Here is a 25,372-nt window from a genome sequence, read left to right on the forward strand (position 1 = left end):
GCGTCGTCGAGCTATCACAAAAAAAATAAATATGAAAATAGAAACAATAAAAACTTTAGGCGAATTAAAAAATGCAGGTTACGAAAGTAAATCTATTAAAGATGAACTTAGAGATAATTTAATTGAAAAAATAAAAAATAAAGAAACCACCTTTAAAGGTGTTCATGGTTATGAAAACACTGTAATTCCAGAGTTAGAGCGCGCTATTTTATCTAGACATAATATTAACTTATTAGGATTACGCGGTCAAGCAAAAACACGTTTAGCACGTTTAATGTTAAATTTGTTAGACGAGTATATTCCTGTAGTTGAAGGCAGCGAAATTAATGACGACCCTTTACAACCAATCTCTCGTTTTGCTATAGAGTTAACAAAAGAAAAAGGAGATAGTACTCCAATAGCATGGTTGCATAGAAGCGAGCGTTTTGCCGAAAAACTAGCCACTCCAGATGTAACTGTGGCAGATTTAATAGGTGATGTAGACCCTATAAAAGCAGCCAATTTAAAACTAAGTTATGCAGACGATCGTGTAATACATTACGGTATGATTCCAAGAGCCAATAGATGTATTTTTGTTATAAACGAATTACCCGATTTACAAGCCAGAATACAAGTTGCTTTGTTTAATATTTTACAAGAAGGCGACATACAAATTAGAGGTTTTAAACTAAGGTTAAATTTAGATATGCAATTTATATTTACTGCAAATCCTGAAGATTATACCAATCGAGGTAGTATTGTAACGCCTTTAAAAGATAGAATTGGCTCACAAATTTTAACGCATTATCCAGAAGATATTGAAACTGCAAAAATAATTACAGAACAAGAAGCAAAGCTTGATACAAGACAAACAAATGCGGTTGCCATTCCAGAATTGGCTAAAGATTTACTAGAACAAATTGTTTTTGAAGCCAGAGAAAGCGAATATATAGACGCTAAAAGTGGTGTTAGTGCAAGATTAAGTATTACTGCTTTTGAAAATTTATTAAGTACAGCAGAACTTCGTGCTTTAAAAACAGGAGACAGTAAAACAATGGTGCGTTTAAGTGATTTTTTAGGTATCATTCCTGCTATTACTGGAAAAGTAGAATTGGTCTACGAAGGAGAACAAGAAGGCGCTGCAAAAGTTGCTTTTAATTTAATAGGCGAAGCTGTAAAAAGTTTATTCCCAGAGTTTTTTCCTAAAATTGAAAAGCTACAGAAACAAGGAGACGAAAGTCCTTATGATGATGTTATATCATGGTTTTTTAATAACCGAGATGGTTTTGAACTTTTAGACGATTTAAGAGACAAAGAGTACCAAGGCTTACTAGATGCTATTTCTCCGTTAGATGATTTGTTAGGAGAATACCAACCAAAATTAGATAAAGCCGAAAGCTATTTTGTTAAAGAATTTGTTTTATGGGCTTTAGTGGAGTATAAACAACTTAGTAAATATCGCTATACTGAAGGTATTCAATTTAAAGACCCATATGGAAGTTTTATAAGCGGTTTATAAAAATGAAATAGTAAAAAGCGCAGCTATTTTTAACTGCGCTTTTTTTATAAAAAACATTAAATCAACTTAGTGATTACTTGTGTTTCGCTATGTAATGTTTTGTGAACAGGACATTTATCTGCAATTTGAAGCACACGTTGTATTTGCTTTTCATCTAAATTACCGGTAAGTTTTATTTCTCTATGAAAAGTATCAATTTTTGCTGAAGTTGATTCACAATCTTTACAATCTTCAGCATGTGTTTTTGAGTATTTGCTATGCACTTCAACATTTTCAATATCCCAACCTTTACGCTTAGCATACATTTGTATAGTCATAGCAGTACAAGCCGATAATCCTGCAGATACAAGCTCATATGGCGAAGGTCCAAAATCATTACCTCCATAACTTGTAGGCTCATCTGCTGTAATATAGTAATTGCCTACTTTCATTTTAGTTGTAAAACCTTCAGAAGCATCTAAACTTGCAACCACATCATGTTGTGTATTTATAATTTCAGTTTTAGGAATATTTACATAACGTATAGCCCAACTAGAAATAATTTTTCCAACATAGTTAGAATTTTCTTTGTTTGATAATAAATGGTCTGCACCATCTATAGAAACAAAACTTTTTGGATGTCTTGCTGCAACATAAATATCTTCGGCATTTTGTATGCCTACCGTTGTATCTTGTGGCGAGTGTATAACCAACAATGCTTTACGAAGTTTTTGTGCAACCTCTGGTAAAGATTTACTTTCAATATCGTCTAAAAATTGTTTTTTAATTGTAAAAGGTCTACCTCCAATATTAACATTTGCTATTCCTGTAGTTTTAATTTCTTCAACGCTACTTTGTATTAAATGCTGAACATGTTTAGGGTTTGAAGGCGCGCCAATAGTAGCAACAGCTTTAACAGATTCTATTTTTGAAGCTGCAAAAATTGCAGCAGCGCCACCTAATGAATGGCCAATAATTAAAGTTGGTGCACTATAATTTTCTTTTAAAAAGTTTGAAGCATGAATTAAATCTTCAACATTACCAGAAAAATTAGTGTTTTCAAAATCACCTTCGCTATCACCTAAACCTGTAAAATCGAAGCGTAATACTCCAAAACCATTTGCTGTAAGTGCTCTACTTATATTTTTTACCGCAGATAAGTTTTTGTTACAAGTAAAACAATGTGCGAATATTGCAAAGTTATGAGGATGTTGATTAACAGGCAGCTCTAAACGTCCAACTAATGTTTCGTTTTTAGTATTGCTAAAGGTTACTTTTTGAATGTTCATTTTCTTTAGTTTCTATAATCAGTCGTAAAAAAGAATTAGCCTTTCAAAAATAGAAGGTTTACCAATTTCCTCGTGACTTAATATTAGCTTCGCATAATTTTATAATTTCGTAAACTCTTTTTTGTTTAGTGATTTCTCGTTTGGCTTGATTTACCCAATATAAATATTGCTTTCTGTAAGAAGGCGCAAAGTTATTGTAGTTTTTAAATGCTTTTGGGTTTGCATTAAATGCTGTTTGTAATAGTTCTGGAATAATTCCTTTTTCAACAGCATCTAGAGCTGTCCAACTGCCGTTTTGTTTTGCTATTTCAATACTGTCAATTCCTTTTTTATGCATTAAATTTTCAGCAATTAAAACTTCTATATATTTTTTATTTACAGCACTCCAGACACTTTTTGGTTTACGTTTGCAAAAATATTGTCTGCGTTTTCCATTACCTAAACTTTTAACTGTACTATCTATCCAGCCATAACATAAAGCAACTTTTACAGCTTCTTCCCAACGCATGCTTTGTTTTTCGTGTCCAACTTTGTAAAAGATAAGGTAAATGCCATTATCGTTTTCATGATTTTCATGTAACCATTCCCGCCATTCTTTATCTGTTTTAAAATAGAGCTCTTCTTGATTCATTTTAAAGCGTTTTAGTTTTAATATAGAAATCTCTATCCACTACAATTTTTGGGTTTTTAGTTTTTAATTTTAAGGTTTGGTTTTCTAAAGTAGGAGTAATCCATTGTGAAACACCATTAACTTCAATTTGAATTGGAATTACAAAGTTTTTAACTGCATTATTCCATTTGTAGGTTAGTTTTTTTCCATTAATGGCATACTGTAGTTCAGGAATTTTTGTAGTACGTAAATATTGATCAAAAAAACCTTGTAGATTTAGTCCAGATTCTTGTGCTAAATAGTTTTCGATTTGTTGCGTTGTAACAGTTTGATGATAAAATTCACTGTTTAAACCACGTAGTATTTGTCTCCATTTTTCGTCGTTATTTATAAGTTGGCGTAAGGTGTGTAACATATTTGCACCTTTATAATACATATCTCCAGAACCTTCATTATTTACATTGTATTTTCCAATTAAAGGTCTATCGTTTTGAATGCTTTGTCTTGTGCCAATAACATAATCTGCAGACGCTTGAGTACCATAATAATAGTCTAAAAATAAGCTTTCAGAATATGCAGTAAAACTTTCGTGTATCCACATATCTGCAATATCTACGTTAGTTATATTGTTAGCAAACCACTCGTGTCCTGCTTCATGTATTATAATGAAATCAAATTTTAATCCCCAACCAGTACCAGATAAATCTTTGCCTAAATAACCTTTAAGATATTGGTTTCCATACGTTACAGAGCTTTGGTGCTCCATACCTAAATAAGGTACTTCTACAAGTTTAAAACTGTCTTCGTAAAATGGATATGGGCCAAACCAATGCTCAAAAGCTTTCATCATTTTTGGTGCGTCTTTAAAATGTTCTTTTGCTTTGTCAAGGTTGTCTTTTAGTACATAATAGTTCATGTCTAAATCGCCTTTTTCACCTTTGTAAACTTCAGAGAAATTAACATAATCACCAATATTAATATTTACACCATAGTTATTAATTGGGTTTGCTACATGCCAATTTGTGGTAATGGTTTCGTTTTTATTATCTACAATACTTTTAAGTCTTCCGTTAGAGACATTCATTAATTCTTTTGGTATTGTAACGCTAATATCCATGCTGTCTACTTCATCATACATGTGGTCTTTATTTGGCCACCAAACACTAGCTCCTAAACCTTGACAAGATGAAGCAATAAAATGCTTTCCGTTTTTGTCTTTTTTCCAAGAAATTCCGCCGTCCCAAGGTGCGCGTACAGCTTCACGTGGTTTTCCTTTGTAATGTGCAACAACACTGTTAATGTCTCCTACGTTTTGTTGATTTTTAAGTGTTACAAAATGTGCGTTGCCATCGTGTTTTATCTCTAATTCTTGATCGTTTTGAGTTACTTTAGTTAACGTTAACGGTTTTTGTAAATCTATTTGCAAAACCTGATAAGGTTGTAATACCTTATAAGTTATTGTGTTTTTACCAATAATAGTTTTTTCTTCAGGATTAACCTTAATGTCTAAATGGTAATACGTTAAATCCCACCATTCGCGTTCTGGTGTTATGCTACCACGAAGTGTATCTTGATGTGTGAAATTATTTTTTTCTTCTAATAAACCTTGAGAAAACGAAAATGAAGTTATAAATAAAGTAAATAGTAATACAAGGAATTTATTAATTTTCATATATAAAATTTTAGCTAAAAATAGTAAAAAATAAAAAGTTGTCTTTTGATTAAATGACTTATTTAAATATTTTAAAACTTTAAAATATAATATATTTATGGTGTTTTTCTAACTCCTAAAAGTAATTCTTTATTAAATTTCTCGTCGCTATTTTCTGTTTTATGAAGTACTGAAATAGCACCAGTAGATTCTAAAACTACTGCCACAACTTGATTGTAGTTTAATACATTTGCTTCTCTAAGTTTAGCTATAAGTTGCTTTTTTTCAATTCTGGCATGTTTTAAATTATCTTCTAAAATAGTATTGCCATCCATTAATAGTAATGGTGCGTTAGATATTAATTTACTTAAAGGTTTTATTTTACGTTGTAATACAGAGAAAATATAAGTAAGTATTAGTAAACCAGCTATAGCGGTAAATCCATGAGCGATAGATGTTGAAGAGGTAAGGGTAGAAGAGATTATACTACCTATGGCAATTGTAAAAGCAAAATCGTATGCTGTAAATTTTGCAAATGATCTTAAACCAATAATTCGTGTAAGGAATATAATTATTATAAAAAGTAGAAAACAACCTACTAAGGTTTGTAAGATTGGGTCACTAGTACTATATATCCATTCCATAAAAAAGTGTTTTTAAAATATTAGTGAAAATGTTGCGGTATATTCAAATTTACAATTTTGATTACTTAAAAGCACTTGATAAAAACTAAAGTTTAGTTAATAAAAAAAGCCAATACTCTATGAGTATTGACTTTTTTTCTACTAAAAAATTAAAACTAGATTAAAAACAGTATTTATTTTCTGCTTTTACTTTTTCCGCGATTTCGTTACGTAAATCAACAATATCAGGGTAATTTGTATATTTTGTAAAACGTTTAAGTCCCATTAACATCATGCGTTGTTCATCGCCTTCAGCAAAAGAAATAATACTTTCTTTTCCTTTTCCTTCAACGATACTTACAGCATTGTATAAGTATAATTTAGACATTGCAATTTGTACAGCTTGTTCTTTTTCACTTGTGCGTTTAGCATTTTTCTCAGTTCTTAAAATTGTAGATTCTGCCATATAGATTTCAATTAAGATATCTGCAGCAGCAATTAATAACTGTTGGTGTTTTTCTAAATCTGGTCCAAATTTTTGAACAGCAGCTCCAGCAACCATTAAGAATACTTTTTTAAGCTTTGCAATCATAGCTTTTTCTTCAGAAAACAACTCAGAATAATCAGGTGTTTCAAAAGAAGGAATACCCATTAATTCTTGTTGTACAGCTTGTGCAGGATTTAATAAATCTACATGACCTTTCATTGCTTTTTTAACAAGCATACCAACAGAAAGCATTCTGTTAATTTCGTTTGTACCTTCGTAAATACGAGCAATTCTAGCATCTCTCCATGCGGCTTCCATTGGTGTTTCTTCTGAGAATCCCATACCACCAAAGATTTGGATACCTTCATCTGCACAGTTTTGAACATCTTCAGATACAGCTACTTTTAAAATAGAGCACTCAATAGCATATTCTTCTACACCTTTAAGCTCTGCTTCTTGATGTGTATTTCCTGCAGCTTCGCGCAATGCAATACGATCTTCAATATTTTTAGCAGCTCTATATGTTGCAGATTCTCCAGCGTAAGCATTAGTTGCCATTTGAGCTAACTTAACTTTAATTGCACCAAAGTCTGAAATAGGTGTTTTAAATTGTTTTCTTTCGTTTGCATATTGTACTCCTGTGGTTAATATTCTTCTTTGAGAATCTAAACAAGCAGCAGCTAATTTAATACGTCCAACGTTTAAAGCATTCATGGCAATTTTAAAACCTTCACCACGACCAGCTAACATATTCTCTACAGGTACTGTAGTGTCGTTAAAGAATACCTGACGTGTAGAACTTGCACGAATACCTAATTTATGTTCTTCTTCACCTAATGTAATACCATTAGCATTTTCAGGATCGTATTCAACTATAAAACCAGTAATATTTTTATCGTCTTCAATACGAGCAAAAACAATCATCACACTACAGAAACCTGCATTTGAGATCCACATTTTTTGACCGTTAATTTTATAAGACTTACCATCTTCTGTAAGTTCTGCTGTAGTTTTTCCAGAGTTAGCATCAGATCCTGCGCCTGGCTCTGTTAAACAATAAGCACCAAACCATTCTCCAGAGGCTAATTTAGGAACGTATTTTTGTTTTTGAGCTTCTGTTCCATATAAAGTAATTGGCATAGTACCAATACCTGTATGCGCTCCAAAAGCAGTACTAAAAGATCCTGTACCAGAAGAAATATAATCACAAGTTAAACAGGTAGAAACAAAGCCCATTCCTAATCCGCCATAAGCTTCAGGTACGGCCACGCCTAAAAATCCCATTTCTCCAGCTTTACGCATAACTTCTTCAGTTAAAGCATAATCTTTAGCTTCAAATCTTGGTTTGTGAGCAATAATTTCACGTTCGTTGAATTCCATTACGGATTCTTTCATCATGTTTTGCTCTTCTGAAAAATCTTCAGGAGTAAAAACATCTTCGCATTTTGTTTCTTTTACTAAGAATTGACCTCCACGTAGGATATCTTTTTCTGTATCTGCCATTTTATAGTATTGTATTAAGTTCTTTTAATTAATTTAAAAATTCGAATATTCCACAAGCACCTTGACCTGTACCAACACACATCGTTACTGCTCCATATTTTCCTTTCATGTCGCGCTTACGCATTTCATCAAAAAGCTGAACAGAAAGTTTTGCTCCAGTACATCCTAATGGGTGACCAAGTGCAATGGCTCCACCATTTACATTAATAATATCTTGGTTAAGGTCTAATTCGCGAATTACTGCTAAAGATTGTGAGGCAAAAGCTTCGTTTAATTCGATTAGTGCTAAATCGTCTTGTTTTAAACCAGCTTGTTTTAATGCTTTAGGGATTGCTTTTACTGGTCCAATTCCCATGATACGAGGCTCAACTCCTGCAGCAGCATAATTTACCATTCTTGCAACTGGTTCAAGACCTAACTCTTTTACCATGTCTTCACTCATAACCATTACAAATGCTGCACCATCACTCATTTGCGATGAGTTTCCGGCAGTTACACTTCCTCCAGCAGCAAATACAGCTCTTAGTTTTGCTAGTGCTTCTTTGTTTGTTCCTGCACGTGGACCTTCGTCTTTAGTTACAGTATAAGATTTTGTTGCTTTTTTACCGTTAGCATCAATATATGTTTGTTCTACATCTATAGGTACAATTTGATCTTGAAAACGGTCTTCGGCTAAAGCTCTTAATGCTTTCATGTGTGAGTTGTAAGCAAATTCATCTTGGTCTTCTCGAGAGACATTAAATTGTTTTGCTACAGCTTCTGCAGTATTTCCCATTCCCCAATAGTAATCTTCATGACCAGCTTTTACAATGGCATCGTAATTTAATTCTGGTTTAAAACCTGTCATTGGTACGCTACTCATACTTTCTGCTCCACCAGCAATAATACAATCTGCCATTCCAGCTTGTATTTTTGCTGTTGCCATACCAATAGTTTCTACTCCAGAAGAGCAAAAACGGTTTACAGTAACTCCAGGAACATCTACAACGTCTAATCCCATTAAAGAGATTAAACGTGCCATATTTAATCCTTGAGAACCTTCTGGCATTGCATTACCAACAATAACATCGTCAATGCGTTTTGGGTCTAAGTTTGGCAATTCTTTCATCATATATTTGATGGTTTCTGCTGCCAATTCATCTGTTCTTTTAAAACGGAACACGCCTTTTGGTGCTTTACCAACTGCTGTTCTATATGCTTTTACTATATATGCTGTTTTCATCTTTTTCTTAGTTTCTTAAAGGTTTACCTTTTGTTAACATGTGTTGAATTCTTTCTAATGTTTTACGTTCTGTACAAAGCGAAAGGAATGCTTCACGTTCTAAGTCTAATAAATATTGTTCGCTTACTTTAGTTGGTTCAGATAAATCTCCACCAGCCATGACGTAAGCTAATTTATTTGCGATTTTCATGTCATGCTCACTAATGTAATTAGAGTCTTTCATAGAATCTGTTCCTACTAAAAACATACCTAATGCTTGTTTACCAAGTACTAATACATCGTTTCTTTTTACTGGTTGTGTGTATCCAGCGTCTGCCATTATTTTTGCATGTGCTTTTGCTGTTGCTATTTGGCGATCTTTATTTACTACAACTACGTCTTTACCTTCTTGCATGATGCCTAAATCGAAAGCTTCGTAGGCTGAAGTCGATACTTTTGCCATACCAATAGTTAAAAAGTATTCTTGAAGTGTATTTAATTGTACATCTCCTTTTTTGAAGGTATCTGATGCTCTTAAGGCCATTTCTTTAGAACCTCCACCACCAGGAATAACGCCAACACCAAACTCTACAAGTCCCATGTAAGTTTCTGCTGCTGCTACAATTTTATCTGCATGTAACGAAATTTCACAGCCACCACCAAGAGCCATACCGTGAGGTGCAGAAATTGTAGGTATTGCTGAATAACGCATACGCATCATTGTGTCTTGGAAATACTTAATTGCCATATTTAGCTCATCGTATTCTTGTTCTGCAGCCATCATAAAAATCATACCAATATTTGCTCCTACAGAGAAATTTGGACCTTGATTACCTACTACTAAACCTGCAAAATCTTTTTCTGCCATATCAATGGCTTTATTAATTCCTGCTAAAACATCGCCACCAATAGTGTTCATTTTAGATTGGAATTCTAGGTTTAATATACCATCTCCTAAATCTTGTACAGATACTCCAGAGTTTTTGAAGACTTCGGTAGTTTTTCTAATATTATCTAATATGATAAAGCTATCTTGTCCTGGTATTTTTTGTTGTACTTTTTTAGGAATATCGTAAAAGTAGGTTGCTCCATCTTTAATAGAGTAGAAGCTATCGCTACCAGATTCTAACATATCTGCAACCCAGTCTGCAGGTTTTAAACCTTCAGCTTGCATCATTTCGATACCTTTTTCAACACCTATAGCATCCCAAATTTGGAATGGTCCATGTTCCCAGCCAAAACCAGCTTTCATGGCGTCGTCAATTTTGTATAGCTCGTCTGTAATTTCTGGAATACGGTTTGAAACGTATGCGAATAGTGCAGAGAAACTTTTTCTGTAAAATTCTCCTGCTTTATCTTTTCCTTTTATTAATACTTTAAAACGATCTGCGACTTTATCAATCGTTTTTGTAAGTTCTAAGGTTGCAAATTTTGCTTTTTGAGCAGATCTATATTCTAATGTGTTTAGGTCTAATGATAAAATTTCTTTTTTACCATCTGCCGATACTTGTTTTTTGTAGAAACCTTGACCTGTTTTACTTCCTAGCCATTTGTTTTCCATCATGGTGTTGATGAAATCTGGTAATTCAAATAACTCTAAACGTTCGTCTTTTGGACAGTTTTCTCTAATTCCGTTTGCTACGTGAACTAAAGTGTCTAATCCTACAACATCTACCGTACGGAAGGTTGCCGATTTTGGTCTACCTATTACTGGTCCAGATAATTTATCTACTTCTTCTATTGTTAAATCTAAATCTTTAACTGTGTGAAATAAACTTTGAATGCTAAATATACCAATACGGTTTCCAATAAATGCTGGTGTATCTTTAGCTATAACCGAAGTTTTTCCTAGGAATTTTTCACCATAACCATTTAAGAATTCTAAAACAGAAGCGTCTGTTTTTGGTCCTGGAATAATTTCAAATAATTTTAAATAACGTGCTGGATTAAAAAAATGTGTCCCGCAGAAGTGTTTTTGGAAATCTTCACTTCTTCCTTCACTCATAAATTTAATTGGAATACCAGAAGTATTAGAAGTAATTAGTGTTCCTGGTGTTCTATACTTTTCTAGTTTTTCGAATACTTGTTGTTTAATATCAAGTCTTTCTACTACAACTTCCATAATCCAATCTACATCTGCTACTTTAGCAATGTCATCTTCTAAGTTACCAGTAGTAATTCTATTGGCAAATGATGGATGATAAATTGGTGATGGTTTAGATTTTAAAGATGCTGTTAAGGCATCGTTTACTAAGCGGTTTCTTACCACTTTGTCTTCTAATGTTAAGCCTTTAGCTTTTTCTTTTTCATTTAGTTCTCTTGGTACAATATCTAATAGTAAGACATCAACACCAATGTTTGCGAAATGACATGCAATACCAGATCCCATGATACCAGAACCTATAATTGCTATTTTTTTAATTCTACGTGTGCTCATTATATTAAACAGATTGTTTTTGATTGTATATTTTTTTGTTTGAAATCATATTGTTAATGATTTCTGCTACTCTATGAAAATTTTCGAGTTCTTCTTGAGTTACATTTGCTTTAATAGTTTCATTAAAAGTGAGTACTTTTTCTTTTGAATAATTACGTTTTTCTTTTCCAAAATCGGTTAGAAATATAAGTACACCACGTCCATCTTCAGGATTTGGTTTTCTAATTATTAATCCTCTATTTTCCATATTTTTTAAAGTACGCGAAAGGCTAGTTGCTTCCATACCCATTTTTGGACCAAGAGAAGTAGAAGGCGTACCATTTACAGGATCTATACTTAGTAGGGCAAAACCTGTAGCCATAGTGCTATCAAATTTAGCGGCTTCTTCGTTATACATTTTGGTTACCGCTAACCATGTAGTCCTAAGTACATAATCTATAGTGGCATCTTTCATATAGTAAATTTTTGATATTCAAATATACAAAAATTTACTATGCATGCATAATAAATTAAGAAAATATTGTTTATAAAATGAAAAACTCCTAATTAAAGGAGCTTTTTTTTATTTATCTGTAAATTTTATCGTAAAGATTTTGATGAATCTCTTTTATGACACTTCGCTTCATTTTCATGGTAGGAGTAAGATGTCCAGATTCTATAGACCAAACTTCTGAAGTAAGTTCGAATCGTTTTATTTGTTCCCACTTACCAAAATGATTGTTACAAATATCTAATTCTTTTTGAATTCTATCTATAACTTCTTGAGATTCTGCTATCTCTTGGTTTGAGGTGCCAATGTTTTTTTTCTTTTTTTGAATCCATTCTTTTATAAATTCAAAATTAGGTTGAATTATAGCTGCTGGCATTTTTTCTCCTTCTCCAACAACCATTACTTGCTCTATAAAACGAGATTGTTTTAACTCGTTTTCTAGAAGTGTTGGTATAACATATTTTCCACCAGAGGTTTTAAACATTTCTTTTTTACGCCCAGTAATTTTTAAAAAACCGTCTGTATCTATCTCGCCTTTGTCTCCTGTGTGGAAGTAGTCTCCTGTCATTACACTTGTGGTTTTTTCAGGATCTTTATAATAGCCCAACATTACGTTAGGTCCTTTAACAAGTATTTCTCCATCTTCGGCAATTTTTACTTCAACATTTTTTATAGGTTTACCAACGGTTCCTAATCTAAAATGATTATTTCGGTACATTTCTACCGAGATTACAGGAGATGTTTCTGTTAAACCATAGCCTTGCATAACCTGCATTCCTGCTGCAGAAAATATTCTAGAAAGTCTTACTTGTAAAGCTGCAGAACCAGATACCATTGTATTAAGTTCTCCACCAAGTGCTTCACGCCATTTGCTAAAAATAAGTTTATTAGCAATTTTTAGTTTAAATTCGTACCAAGCACCATTGGCTCCATAAGGTTGCCATTGCTCACCTAAATTAACGGCCCAAAAGAATAGTGCTTTTTTTACACCAGATAACTCTTCTGCTTTAGCCATGATTTTATCGTAAACTTTTTCAAGTAACCTAGGTACAACACTCATTAAATGAGGTTTTATTTCTTTTGCGTTATCACCAATTTTATCGATGCCTTCTGCAAAGTAAATTGAAGCTCCTGCGTATTGGTACAAATAAATAAGTACACGTTCGAATACATGACAAATAGGGAGGAAGCTTAAAATTCTATTTTCTTCACTATTCATAAATGGTAAACGTTCCGAAGCGTCTAAAGCATTGCTTGTTATATTATTATGAGATAACATAACACCTTTTGGTTTACCTGTTGTTCCAGAAGTATAAATTATGGTTGCTAAATCGTGTGGAGAAACCGCATCCATTCTTGCTTGCACTTCGTTTTGATTACTTTCATCCTTACCAAGTTCAAATAATTCTGAGTAATGTTTACAACCTTCAATATGGTTAAAAGAGTATACTTCTTTAAGTTTTGTATTAGCTTTTATTTTATTGACTTTGGCTAAAACTTCTTCATCGCTAACAAAACAATATATAGATTCACTATGATTTAAAACATACTCATAGTCTTCTGATGAAATTGTTGGATATATTGGAATATTTTGTGCTCCCAATTGCAGAATTCCTATATCCATAATATTCCATTCGGTTCTATTAGTAGATGAAATTACAGCAATTTTATCATTTTTTTGAATTCCCATTCTTAGTAAAGCACGACTAACCGCGTTTGCTTTATCCACATATTCTTTTGTAGACATAGGAGTCCATATACCGTCGTATTTAGTTACTAAAGCGGCTTCGAGATTATATTTTTCAAGTTGATAATATGGAAAATCGAAAAGGCGTGTGATTTCTGTCATTCTTTTTATTGGAAGTTAAAAGTCTTGCAAAGTATGAATTTTTAAGTGCATTTCAAATAGTATGAAAAAAAAGGAGCTGTTAAAAACAGCTCCTCAGCTAATAGATTGATAGCAAGAATTTATGTTTTAATTTTGTTTATTTAATAACTAACTATTTTTAAATGAATCCCTTAACTTTCATTTAATTAAATAAATATTACATAAATTCTTCGTAAAGATAAACAGTTATATTAAAAAAAAAATGTAAAAAATCGTAATGTTTAGGGTTTTAAATACTTTTTTATAAAATCACTCTCGTTTTTATAGTAAGATTTTGGAGATTGGTTCATAAAATACCTAAATTCTTTAAAAAAGTGTGAGCTATCATGAAGATTATACATTTCTATTAAGTCTTTAAAACTTAATTCTTTTTCATTGCATTTTCTCATTAACAAACCAAACCTATATAGTCTAGCATATTTTTTTGGAGTTAAACCTACCATGAGTTTAAATTTGGTTTCTAGTGTTTTTTGAGAAACTGGTATTTGCTCTAAAAGGTTATTAATAGAAATTTTCCCTTCCTTTTTATTAATTATAGCTAAGGCTTTATCTACGTTTTTAGTGTGATTATTTAGTGTAAGTGGTTGCTTTTTAATAATATCTTCTAAAGCTTTAAGAGCATTATCACCATTCATTTTTTTTACAAAAAATGGATTTAATATGTTGTGGAGTGATTGAGAAAAAACACTTAAAGGTATGTGTTTATCATTTAAAGTGGAAACATCTAATTTTGTTAATTTATAAAGTGTTGTTGGGTGAAGCAATATGCCTTGACAATGAGTTTCTTCATCAACATTTAATAAATAAGATTTTTTTATTTGTCCAGAAACAATAAGTTCTTTTCCATTAAACACTTTGTCTCCTACAGTAATTTTGTGTAAACCTTTATATGTATAAGCCATAGAGTGCTTGCCAAGAGGAAGTACTTTACTTTGAAAAGGTAATGCGGATTTTGTTATTTTTAATTCAAAAAACTCGTCTATTAAATTACAAGAGTCTGTACTCTTGTAAGCTTTATAAATCATATGGTTGGTTGTAATTTATCAATTAAGTAGCATTACAAAAATACGATTTTTCTTATTAAAATTAGTGCATTTTTGTAGCTTAATATATTTCAAATTGAAATCAATTACATATTAAAGCGTCTTATATTTATAAAATAGCTTGAGACTGTTAAAAATGTATAATGGTATTAATTATTCTCAATCCATAATCTTGCGTTTACAAAAGCTTCTAACCAAGGTGACACTTCGTCTTTTCTACCTTCAGGATAGTTTGCCCAATTCCATTGGAAAGTAGAACGTTCAATATGTGGCATAGTTACTAAATGTCTTCCTGTTTTATCGCATAGCATTGCGGTGTTAAAGTCAGATCCGTTAGGATTGTTTGGGTAACCTTCATAACCATATTTAGCTACAATATTGTATTGCTCTTCGGGTTTTGGTAAGTTAAATTTACCTTCGCCATGCGAAATCCAAACACCTAATTCTGTTCCCTTTAAAGTAGAAAGCATTACAGAATTGTTTTCTTGAATTTTTACAGAAGTAAACGAGCTTTCGTGTTTTTTAGAGTCGTTATGAATCATTTTTCCATGTACATCGTGCTCAGGATTAATAAGATCTAATTCCATAAATAACTGGCAACCATTACAAATACCAACCGAAAGCGTGTCTTCTCTATTAAAGAAGTCGTTTATAACTCTATTCGCTTTTTCGTTGTATTTAATGGCTCCAGCCCAACCTTTTGCAGAGCCTAAAACATCACTGTTAGAGAAACCTCCAACTGCACCTAAAAACTGTATGTCTTTTAAATCTTCACGACCAGAAATTAAATCGGTCATGTGTACATCTTTAACATCAAAACCAGCTAAATACATTGCATTTGCCATTTCGCGTTCAGAGTTAGATCCTTTTTCACGTAGTATTGCGGCTTTTGGTCTTGGTTTATTAGCATCAAATACTGGTAGTTTTCCAGTAAAATGTTTTGGGAATGTATATTTTAAAGGCTGAACAGCATAGTTTTTATAACGTGCTTCAGCAAGATTATTAGCGGTTTGTTTTTGGTCTAAAAGGAAAGACGTTTTGTACCAAACATCACGTAAACGCGATACAGTCATGGTAAATACTTCAGCATTATTAATAATACTTAAAACATCTGTATCTGTAACTTTTCCTATGTTGAAAAACTCAATATTTGCTTCATTTAAAACAGTTTCTATTGAGGCATCTTTAGACTGAAAAACAATACCTGCATTTTCAGCAAATAATACTTTATGAGAGTCTTTTTGGTTTAAAGCTGTAATATCCAATTCTGCTCCAATATTAGTATCTGCAAAGCATAATTCTAACAGAGTAGTAATTAAACCACCAGAAGCAACATCGTGTCCTGCAACAATTTGCTCGTCTTTAATTAGTTTTTGAATGGTATTAAATACTGTTTTTACAAATGTAGAATCATTTACATTTGGCGCATCGTTACCAACTTTATTTAAAATTTGAGCGAAAGAACTTCCTCCTAATTTATAATGATCTTGAGATAGATTTATATAATAAATATCTCCAGCATTTTTCTTAAATAAAGGCTCAACAACTTTAGAAATTGCATTACAATTTCCTGCTGCCGAAATAATTACAGTTCCAGGAGAAATAACCTCTTCGTTAGGATATTTTTGTTTCATAGATAACGAATCTTTTCCTGTTGGAACATTGATTCCTAAATCTATTGCATATTCTGAAATGGCTTGTACGGCTTCGTATAATCGTGCATCTTCACCTTCATTTTTACAAGGCCACATCCAGTTTGCAGATAGTGAAACACTTTGTAAACCATCTTTTAATGGCGCCCAAATAATATTGGTTAAAGCCTCTGTAATACTATTACGACTTCCTGCTACAGGATTTATTAATCCTGAAATAGGCGAGTGGCCAATAGAGGTTGCAACACCTTCTTTTCCTTTATAGTCTAAAGCCATTACACCAACATTATTTAGTGGTATTTGTAATGGTCCAATACATTGTTGTTTGGCTACTTTTCCACCAACACAACGGTCTACTTTATTTGTTAACCAGTCTTTACAAGCAACAGCTTCTAATTGTAATACTTGATCTAGATAGTTGTAAAAATTATCTGTATTATATGAAATGCCACCATAATTTCTATCTACAGTAACATCGTTCATTATTGTTTTTGGCGAACTTCCAAACATGTCTTCAAGAGCTAAATCCATAGGTTTGTCTCCTTTGGTTTTAGACTCGAAAGTAAAACGGTGTTCTCCAGTAACATCACCAACAGTGTACATTGGCGAACGTTCACGATCTGCTATTTTGTTTAAAGTTTCTAAGTGTTTTTCTGCAATAACTAGTCCCATGCGTTCTTGAGACTCGTTACCAATAATTTCTTTTGCAGATAATGTTGGGTCGCCAACAGGAAGTTTATCTAAATCTATATTTCCACCAGTATCTTCTACAAGTTCGCTTAAACAATTTAAGTGTCCGCCAGCACCATGATCGTGAATAGAAACAATATAATTCTCATCGCTTTCTACCATGCCACGTACTGCATTTGCTGCTCTTTTTTGCATTTCCGGATTAGAACGTTGTACCGCATTAAGCTCGATACCAGAAGCAAATTCTCCAGTGTCTGCACTTGATACAGCTGCGCCACCCATACCAATTCGGTAATTTTCACCGCCAAGAATTACAATTTTATCTCCGGCTTCTGGCGTAGCTTTTATGGCTTGTTCTGCTTTACCATAACCAATTCCACCGGCTTGCATAATAACTTTATCGAAACCAAGTTTTCTTGCATCTTGCTCGTGCTCGAATGTTAATACTGAACCGCAAATTAATGGCTGGCCAAATTTGTTTCCAAAGTCTGAAGCGCCATTACTTGCTTTTATTAAAATATCTACAGGCGTTTGGTATAACCAATCTCTAGCTTCCATTTTTTGTTCCCAAGGTCTGTTTTCCTCTAAACGAGAATACGATGTCATGTAAACAGCAGTTCCTGCTAAAGGCAAAGATCCTTTTCCACCAGCTAATCTATCTCTTATTTCTCCACCAGAACCTGTTGCAGCTCCGTTAAAAGGCTCTACAGTTGTAGGGAAATTATGTGTTTCTGCTTTTAAAGATATTACAGAATCGAAATCTTTTGTTTCATAAAAATCTGGTTTATCTGCAGTTTTAGGCGCAAATTGCTCTACTTTTGGACCTTTAATAAAAGCTACATTATCTTTATATGCCGAAACAATTTCGTTAGGATGTTGCTTTGAGGTTTCTTTTATTAATTTAAAAAGAGAAGTTTCTTTTTCTTCTCCATCTATAATAAAAGTACCATTGAAAATTTTATGGCGACAGTGTTCTGAGTTTACTTGAGAAAATCCAAAAACTTCAGAGTCTGTTAATGGTCTTCCTATTTTTTTTGAAACACCTTCTAAATATTCAATCTCTTCATCGTTTAAAGCTAAACCTTCTTGTTGGTTGTATGCCGAAATATCTTCGATGTTAAGAATAGATTCTGGTTTAATTTCAATAGTAAACGATTCTTGATTTAAACCGTTATATTTTTCTGAAATCATAGGATCGTAATCCTTGAAATCTTTATTTGAAGCAATAAATTCTTCAATTCTAATGATACCTTCAATACCCATATTTTGAGTAATCTCAACAGCATTTGTACTCCAAGGCGTTATCATTGCTGCTCTTGGTCCAACAAAAAAAGCATCCAATGATGCTTGTTCTATTTTTGGCTGGTTGCCAAATAACCATGTCAATTTTGAAACGGTTTGGGTTGATAATTCTTTTGTTGCTTGAACAGCAAAAACTTTACTGTTTTGGTTTCCGAAGAAATGAATCATTATATAATTAGTTTGAAGTTGTTTTTAAAAGCACAAATTTAGTTTTTTTAGCGGAATAGTTTTAGTAAAAATGCATCTAAATTTTATAGTTATTCACGTGGTTATTAACCAAAAAAAAAGCGATTCTTATTGAATCGCTTTTAAAACTATATGTTTTTAAAAATTAACTTTTAATTAATTTCTTAGTTATACTTCCGTTAGGTGTATTAAGTTTTAAAATATAAACACCTTTATTTAATGTTGAAACACTTACTTTACTATTTGTTGGTGTTACATTTCCTTTTAAAATTTTCTTTCCTAAAATATCATAAATTTCAAAACGAGTGTTTTGTTTTACTTCAATATTTAAAAGATTTCCTTTAATTGGGTTTGGGTATATTTTAAATTCTGAAAGGTTTATTTCATTTACGCTTAATGTTGTAGAATGAGATCCTAAGTATGTACAGGTATCTGATGGGAATTGATCCCATTCGTTAATATTGAAAGAAGTATTTCCGCTATCAATATTATTTTTTCTAACTAAAGTGGTGTTTTGGGCAAAATTTGAAGATCCACCACCAAAAGTTCCTATAATATCTATTAAGGTTCCATTATTAAAAAGTCCGATAGGATCATTACCATTATAGTTAGTAGGAGTATTACTTTGTGGTATCGAAAGATCGATTGTAGTTGAACCTTGACATGAAGCGTCTATTGATGCGTTAGCAATAACATATACTTGTCCACTTGCAAGCGATCCAGATAGTGTTATACCTGAATCCCAAGTGCCACTACCATTTCCATCTCGAAGAATAGTATAGTTTGAAAGATCTATTGTGCTTCCAGTAAAGTTCGCAATTTCTAAGGCTTTATTAAAGCTAGAACCCTCAATATATTCTGAAAAGAATAAATCATTTGCACTAGAGCTTCCTGCTAATGTAGTTTCATTGGCAGAAGCACTTTGCGTTGATGCGTTTCCAGAATCATCATTTGCTAAAACTGTAAATGTATAATTTGTTTCTGGAGATAAACCTGTAACTGTAAAAGCTGTTGAATTTGAGTTTGTAGAAACATAAAATGTTCCATCTACATAAATATCATAACTTGTAACTGCTACATTATCTGTAGATGCTGTCCAGCTTAAATCTACAGAATTAGATGTAGGATTAGATGCTGTTAAATTTGTTGGCACTGTTGGTGCTTGTATATCTGGATTTGGATTCCAAATTAAATTAGCATATTCTGGATGATCTACAAACGGATTTGCATTACCTTGAAAGTTATAAGCTGCGTTATTTCTATCAATTTCTTTTTGACTAACCGGATCAACATTATAGTGCCAATCTAATAATAAATCTATTGCCCAATCTTGAAAAACTTGGTCATTAGAACCGTTAAACATATCGAAACTAGTATAATTGTCTACATTGTTTTCGTATCGAGTAGCAAAATATAGTAATGCTCTTGCAATATCTCCTTTAAATTCATCAATAGGTTCAAAAACTGTTCCTGAGTAACCAGAAACTAAGCTACTACCTCTTTTAGATCCGTTTGTATAAGTAGTTCCTCCAGAAGCGGCTATGCCAAAAGGAAAGCTACCGCGTCCACCATTAACGTATCCATCTGTAGGATAGACATGGTGTACATCGTTTTTCATTGGTGAAGCTTCACCAAAACTAGATTGTGGTACAAGATGCTCTCTATTGTAGCAATCACCTTCGCTGTTGTAACTTCCACATTGGTCTGAACCGTATGTAAAATTTAGATATGTAGGTTCTGGGTTATCTGGATCTTCAGAATAAATATCTAATATAAAACCATCATTATCATACTGGTTTGTATTATCGATATCTGTGGTCTGGTAAGCAATCCATAGTCCTCCATAACCTTGGTCGGTGTGTCCAGAAGTTATAATATTTTTTAATTCTGTTTTTAAAGTATATCCATCTAAACCATTAGCACTATCATAATAATTTGCAGGAATTTGCGCAAACCCTATAAAAGTTACTAATAAAAAAGATATAGTTAAGTAAATATGTTTCATGAAAATAAGATTATTTTGTGTTTTTTCTTTCTAATAATGCCATGTAAAATCCGTCGAAACCAGATTCGTGCGATAGTATTTTTTTCTCTTTAACAAAAGTAAACTCTTTTCCAGATTCTGATGTTAAAAAATGTTTAACTTGTTCTTGGTTTTCTGATGGTAATATAGAACATGTTGCATAAACCAGTTTTCCTCCAGGTTTTACCATTCTAGAGTAGCTACTTAAAATTTCGCGTTGTGTGGTTTTAATTCTTTCTAAAAATGAAGCTTCAAGTTTCCATTTTGCATCTGGATTTCTACGTAAAACTCCTAAACCAGAACATGGTGCATCTATAAGTACACGATCTGCTTTATCGTAAAGTTTTTTAATTGGCTTTGTAGAGTCTATGGTTCTCATTTCTATGTTATGAGCACCTGCACGTTTTGCACGTCGTTTTAGTTCTCTTAATTTATTTTCATAAATATCCATAGCAATTACTTGACCTTTATTTTCCATTAAAGCAGCAATGTGTAATGTTTTACCACCTGCACCTGCACAAGTATCTACAACTTTTATGCCTGGTTTTACATCAAGAAACTCTGCGACTAATTGAGATGATGCATCTTGTACTTCAAACCATCCTTTTTTAAAGGCTTCTGTAGTAAAAACATTAGCTCTTTCTTTAAGTTTTAAAGCGTCTAGATAACCTTTAATTTCTTCGGTATCAAAATCTAAATCAAATAATTCTGATTTTAATTTTTCTTTTGTAGTTTTAAGCGTATTTGCTCTTAAAATAACATCTGCTTGTTCGTTAAGTGCAGCAGCTTCTTTGTTCCATACGGTTTCACCTAATTCTTTTTCGGCTAACTCATCTATCCAATCTGGAAACGATTCTTTAATTTTTCTAATTTGAGAAAGCTCATCAAAACGACCTTTAATTTTTCTTGTAGGTGTGTTTTCAAAGTACTTCCAATCTGGTAATTTTATACCTTTTAAAGTTGCCCAAACAGCAAATAAACGCCAGATATCGTCTCTAGAAAAAGGTTCTTTTACGTTTGCAATTTCAGCATATAAACGTTTCCATCGTACAATATCGTAAGTGGTTTCGGCAACAAAACCTCTATCTCTACTTCCCCAACGTTTGTCGCGTTTAAGTAGTTGTTGTACAACTTTATCGGCATAATTGCCTTCGTTAAAGATTAGTAATAATCCATCAACTGTGGCAAAGCATAAATTTCTATGTAATCTCATTTTTTGTATTTAATTGAATTATAAATCAACTTATTATGACTCGTAATTCGGCGTGCAAAGGTACGGTTTTATATAGAATAATTTGGTATAAATAAGGTGAGATGTTTATTTGTTAACAGTAAAATGCTATCTTTTCAAAATTATTTAAAATTTCCCGCAAGTTTTAATTAAAAACTGCATCTAAATTATATTACAATAAAATTTAATTTTTGACTGAAACCAAATTTATAGAAGCGCTAAAGAGCAAAAGCGAGCAGGCGTACAGTAAGCTTTTAGATGACTACCAGCAAAAGGTATATGCTACTTGTATCTCTTTTGTGCCAAATACAGAGGATGCCGAAGATATTGCGCAAGAGGTTTTTGTTGAAGTATTTAATTCTATACATAAATTTAAAGGGCAGTCTAAACTATCTACATGGATTTATAAAGTAACTACTAATAAATGTTTAGAATTTATACGTAAAAAAAACACTAAAAAGCGTTTTGCTTTTTTACAGTCTATAACAGGAAATGCAATTCCTGTTGATATGACAAACTATTTTACAGAGATGAACCATCCTGGAATAGTTTTAGAAAACAAAGAAACTAGCAAGGTGTTATTTGCTGCTATAAACCAATTGCCAGATGCACAGCGTATTGTTTTTACGTTGCATAAAATAGATGGTAAAAGTTATAATGAAATAAGTGAAATTGTAGATAAAAGTTTATCGTCTGTAGAGTCTTTAATGTTTAGGTCTAAAAAAAACTTACAGAAGGTATTAGAAAATTTTTATGAAAATAATAGATAGCGCAAGTTTTTTTACGCTTGTGCATCTAAAAAAATATAGATTATGAAAACAAATATGAATATAGAAGAAAAGGTAACAAAGACTTTAGAAGTATTTGATACAATGGACACTGTAAAAGCACCACCTTTTTTTAAGGATAAAACCATGCAGCTTTTATTTGCTGAAAAAGAAGAAAAAGTTACACCATTATTTTGGAGCTGGTTTACACCACAATTACAACTAGCTACCTTAGTATGTGTTGTATTGGTTAATTTTTATGCCATTAAAGAAATAAATAATTCTGAATACGAATCATCAATTTCAAGTTTTGCTTCAGATTATGGAATTGCTGGAGAACAAGAATCATCAATTTTCAATTTTTAAAAAATGAAAAAAAATACAGTTTTATATGTGCTGCTTATTGTATTAATAATAATGAATGGTTTTTTTCTATTCAATTATTTAGGAAGGCCGCAGCATAAAGGAGTAAAAGAGTCAAGTGCTTTTATTGTAAAAGAATTAAATTTTGATGCTTCTCAACTAGAAAAATTTAAGCAACTAGAAGAAAATCATCATTTTACAATGCAAAAAATTGGAGATGGTATTAAAGTAAATAAAGACAAGTTATTCACAAAAATTACAGCACCTACAATAGATAGAAATAAAGTTGATAGTTTAATAATTGAAATTTCTAAAGCAGATTTATTAAAAGAAAAAGAACTTTTTAATAAGCTTCGAGGCATTTATGAGATTTGTGACGAAAATCAAAAAAAACGATTTAGCGATATTTTAAAAAAAGCTAGACGTTTTAATGGCAATGGACCCGAAGGATCAGGTCGAGGAGAAAGGCCTGAAAGACCTTAAAAATAATATTAATATTCTTTATAATTTTAAAAAAGACCTTTATAAAATAAGGTCTTTTTTTTTGTGTTTTATTTAACAAAATAAAGCACAAGTTATTTTCAATTACATCATCTAAACTTATATAACAAAACAATTTTAAAAAATTAGATTATGAATAATAACACGTTTAAAACAGTAGTATTAACATTTGGAATAGCAGTATTAATTTCAAATAGTTCATTTGGTCAATCTGAAAAAAGACAAGAAAAAAAACCTCCAACATTTAGCGAGCTAATAAAAGAGATGGATAAAGATGAGGATGGTTTACTTTCAAAAACAGAAGTAAAAGGGCCTTTAAAAGAAGGTTTTTCTGAAATTGATACAGATGAAGACGGTTTTATTTCTGAAGAAGAATTTAAAAAAGCTCCAAAACCTAAAAGAAGAGAAAGAAAATAAGCGCTGTATTAAATGAAAATGCTAAAAACTAAAATAGGATGAAAAGTATAAAAAAAACCACAAAGCTATTATTTGTAGCATTAATATTTTCAGCTTCAATAATAAGCATAAATGCTTGTAGTAGTGACGATGATATTGCTCAAGTTGTTAGCGAAGCAGTAGAAGAAGATGTTGATGATTCAGATTTTGAACCTGCAGATTGGACTACAGAAACGCATAGTAATGATGCAGATCCAAATTTTGAAGAAGTTTTTAGTGATACAGAAGTAAAAAGGCTAGACATAGTTATAACAGAATCGCGTTGGGAAAGCATGTTAGACGATATGACGAATCTTTATGGTCCATTTGGAGCAGGAGCGGGAGGTCCAGGTGGCGGTCCCGGAGGTGTACCTGTAGGAACAACAGAAGTAGATGAAGATCCTATTTTTGTTCCTGCCGAAGTATTTTATCAAGATAAAGAATGGTATAGAGTTGGTGTACGCTTTAAGGGAAATTCAAGTTTGCAAACAAGTTGGCAAAATGGCATCTTGAAACTATCGTTTAAATTAGATTTTGATGAGTTTGAAGACGATTATCCACAAATTGATAATCAACGTTTTTATGGATTTAAAAAATTAAGTTTAAAAAATAATTTTAACGATAAGTCCATGTTAAGAGAGAAAGTAGCAACAGATATTTTTAGAAATGCAGGATTAGTGTCTTCTCATGCAGCAATTTATGCACTTTATGTAGATCATGGTAATGGACCAGAATATTTTGGAGTTTATACAATGGTTGAAGAGGTAGATGATACTGTTTTAGACGAACAATTCTCAGATAATGACGGTAATTTATATAAACCAGATGGAGATGCGGCGAGTTTTGCAGAAGGAACATATAATGAATCTGAATATGTAAAGAAAACAAATGAAGATGAAGCAGACTTTAGTGATGTTGCTAACCTTTTATCTGTTTTACATGATGGAACAAGATTAACAGATGCTGCAACATGGAGAGCTAATTTAGATGCCGTTTTAGATACAGATGTATTTTTAAAATATTTGGCTGTAAATACAGTAATTCAAAACTGGGATACTTATGGAAGAATGACACATAATTATTATTTATATAACAATCCAGATACTAATAAATTAACGTGGATTCCTTGGGATAATAATGAATCTCTACAAACAGGAAATATGGAAGGATCGCTTCCGTTAGATTTTTCTGGCTTAAATGCAGAAGAGTGGCCATTAATAGGTTACTTATACCAAGATTTGGTGTACAAAACAATATATAATAATTATGTACAGGAGGTTGTAGATGGAGCTTTTAATACTAGCACAATGCAATCTACTTATTCAACTTATGCTTCTATGGTGCAACCTTATGCAATTTCAGAGGTAGATGGTTATACATTTTTAAATAACAGTTCAGATTTTCAAAACGCTGTTAACGAGTTAAACTCACATGTGGCATCAAGAGCAACAGCAGTAAATAATTATTTAGATTAGTTTTTTTTGGTTGGTAGTGGTTAAAGGCTTCATGATGTAAAAGTCATG

At 32.2% G+C, this 25,372-nt stretch carries 19 protein-coding genes; 6 read left to right on the forward strand and 13 right to left on the reverse strand.

Going from position 1 to position 25,372, the window contains the following annotated elements; translation table 11 throughout:
- The first annotated feature begins 31 nt into the window (after positions 1-31).
- Positions 32-1,498, forward strand: a complete 1,467-nt coding sequence (locus tag BWR22_RS05520) for a sigma 54-interacting transcriptional regulator (RefSeq protein WP_076732416.1) — start codon at positions 32-34, stop codon at positions 1,496-1,498.
- A gap of 56 nt (positions 1,499-1,554) precedes the next feature.
- Here the strand turns inward: BWR22_RS05520 and BWR22_RS05525 are convergent, their stop codons facing one another.
- The 13 genes from BWR22_RS05525 to BWR22_RS05585 form a co-directional block, all read right to left on the reverse strand.
- Positions 1,555-2,766 carry a bifunctional alpha/beta hydrolase/OsmC family protein gene (locus BWR22_RS05525; RefSeq protein ID WP_076732417.1) on the reverse strand — a complete coding sequence of 404 codons (1,212 nt, stop codon included), beginning with the start codon at positions 2,764-2,766 and terminating at the stop codon, positions 1,555-1,557.
- 58 nt (positions 2,767-2,824) lie between these two features.
- A complete protein-coding gene (locus BWR22_RS05530) occupies positions 2,825-3,397 on the reverse strand; it encodes a YdeI/OmpD-associated family protein (RefSeq protein WP_076732418.1) in 573 nt (190 codons plus the stop codon).
- Position 3,398: 1 nt separating this feature from the next.
- Positions 3,399-5,048, reverse strand: a complete 1,650-nt coding sequence (locus BWR22_RS05535; protein ID WP_076732419.1) for a M1 family metallopeptidase — start codon at positions 5,046-5,048, stop codon at positions 3,399-3,401.
- A 95-nt stretch (positions 5,049-5,143) separates the two neighbouring features.
- Positions 5,144-5,671: a DUF421 domain-containing protein gene (locus BWR22_RS05540; protein WP_076732420.1), complete on the reverse strand. Its 528-nt coding sequence runs from the start codon at positions 5,669-5,671 to the stop codon at positions 5,144-5,146.
- Between the two features lie 160 nt (positions 5,672-5,831).
- Positions 5,832-7,640 carry an acyl-CoA dehydrogenase family protein gene (locus BWR22_RS05545; RefSeq protein ID WP_076732421.1) on the reverse strand — a complete coding sequence of 603 codons (1,809 nt, stop codon included), beginning with the start codon at positions 7,638-7,640 and terminating at the stop codon, positions 5,832-5,834.
- Positions 7,641-7,668: 28 nt separating this feature from the next.
- Complete coding sequence (locus BWR22_RS05550) at positions 7,669-8,862, reverse strand: acetyl-CoA C-acyltransferase (protein ID WP_076732422.1); 1,194 nt, start codon at positions 8,860-8,862, stop codon at positions 7,669-7,671.
- A gap of 7 nt (positions 8,863-8,869) precedes the next feature.
- Positions 8,870-11,278 carry a 3-hydroxyacyl-CoA dehydrogenase/enoyl-CoA hydratase family protein gene (locus BWR22_RS05555; RefSeq protein WP_076732423.1) on the reverse strand — a complete coding sequence of 803 codons (2,409 nt, stop codon included), beginning with the start codon at positions 11,276-11,278 and terminating at the stop codon, positions 8,870-8,872.
- 4 nt (positions 11,279-11,282) lie between these two features.
- Entirely contained in the window at positions 11,283-11,732 is a 450-nt protein-coding gene (locus BWR22_RS05560) for a MarR family winged helix-turn-helix transcriptional regulator (protein ID WP_076732424.1), read from the reverse strand.
- A 112-nt stretch (positions 11,733-11,844) separates the two neighbouring features.
- Positions 11,845-13,617: an AMP-dependent synthetase/ligase gene (locus tag BWR22_RS05565; RefSeq protein WP_076732425.1), complete on the reverse strand. Its 1,773-nt coding sequence runs from the start codon at positions 13,615-13,617 to the stop codon at positions 11,845-11,847.
- Positions 13,618-13,877: 260 nt separating this feature from the next.
- Positions 13,878-14,681 carry a helix-turn-helix domain-containing protein gene (locus BWR22_RS05570; RefSeq protein ID WP_076732426.1) on the reverse strand — a complete coding sequence of 268 codons (804 nt, stop codon included), beginning with the start codon at positions 14,679-14,681 and terminating at the stop codon, positions 13,878-13,880.
- Between the two features lie 167 nt (positions 14,682-14,848).
- Positions 14,849-18,511, reverse strand: a complete 3,663-nt coding sequence (gene purL / locus BWR22_RS05575) for a phosphoribosylformylglycinamidine synthase (protein ID WP_076732427.1) — start codon at positions 18,509-18,511, stop codon at positions 14,849-14,851.
- A gap of 163 nt (positions 18,512-18,674) precedes the next feature.
- Complete coding sequence (locus BWR22_RS05580; RefSeq protein WP_076732428.1) at positions 18,675-20,534, reverse strand: endonuclease; 1,860 nt, start codon at positions 20,532-20,534, stop codon at positions 18,675-18,677.
- Between the two features lie 10 nt (positions 20,535-20,544).
- Positions 20,545-21,765, reverse strand: a complete 1,221-nt coding sequence (locus tag BWR22_RS05585; RefSeq protein ID WP_076732429.1) for an RsmB/NOP family class I SAM-dependent RNA methyltransferase — start codon at positions 21,763-21,765, stop codon at positions 20,545-20,547.
- Between the two features lie 209 nt (positions 21,766-21,974).
- On the opposite strand from BWR22_RS05585, the gene BWR22_RS05590 reads away from it, so the two are divergent.
- The 5 genes from BWR22_RS05590 (at position 21,975) to BWR22_RS05610 (ending at position 25,324) form a co-directional block, all read left to right on the forward strand.
- Positions 21,975-22,553 carry an RNA polymerase sigma factor gene (locus BWR22_RS05590; protein WP_076732430.1) on the forward strand — a complete coding sequence of 193 codons (579 nt, stop codon included), beginning with the start codon at positions 21,975-21,977 and terminating at the stop codon, positions 22,551-22,553.
- 42 nt (positions 22,554-22,595) lie between these two features.
- Complete coding sequence (locus BWR22_RS05595) at positions 22,596-22,916, forward strand: hypothetical protein (protein WP_076732431.1); 321 nt, start codon at positions 22,596-22,598, stop codon at positions 22,914-22,916.
- Between the two features lie 3 nt (positions 22,917-22,919).
- Positions 22,920-23,396 (forward strand): hypothetical protein, encoded by a 477-nt coding sequence (locus BWR22_RS05600; protein ID WP_076732432.1) that lies wholly within the window; start codon positions 22,920-22,922, stop codon positions 23,394-23,396.
- A gap of 150 nt (positions 23,397-23,546) precedes the next feature.
- Complete coding sequence (locus BWR22_RS05605; protein WP_076732433.1) at positions 23,547-23,831, forward strand: EF-hand domain-containing protein; 285 nt, start codon at positions 23,547-23,549, stop codon at positions 23,829-23,831.
- Positions 23,832-23,869: 38 nt separating this feature from the next.
- Positions 23,870-25,324, forward strand: coding sequence for a CotH kinase family protein (locus BWR22_RS05610; protein WP_076732434.1), 1,455 nt, complete (start codon positions 23,870-23,872; stop codon positions 25,322-25,324).
- The last annotated feature ends 48 nt before the right edge of the window (positions 25,325-25,372 follow it).

The organism is Lacinutrix venerupis (genome assembly GCF_001971745.1).
Taxonomy (GTDB): Bacteria; Bacteroidota; Bacteroidia; order Flavobacteriales; family Flavobacteriaceae; genus Lacinutrix; species Lacinutrix venerupis.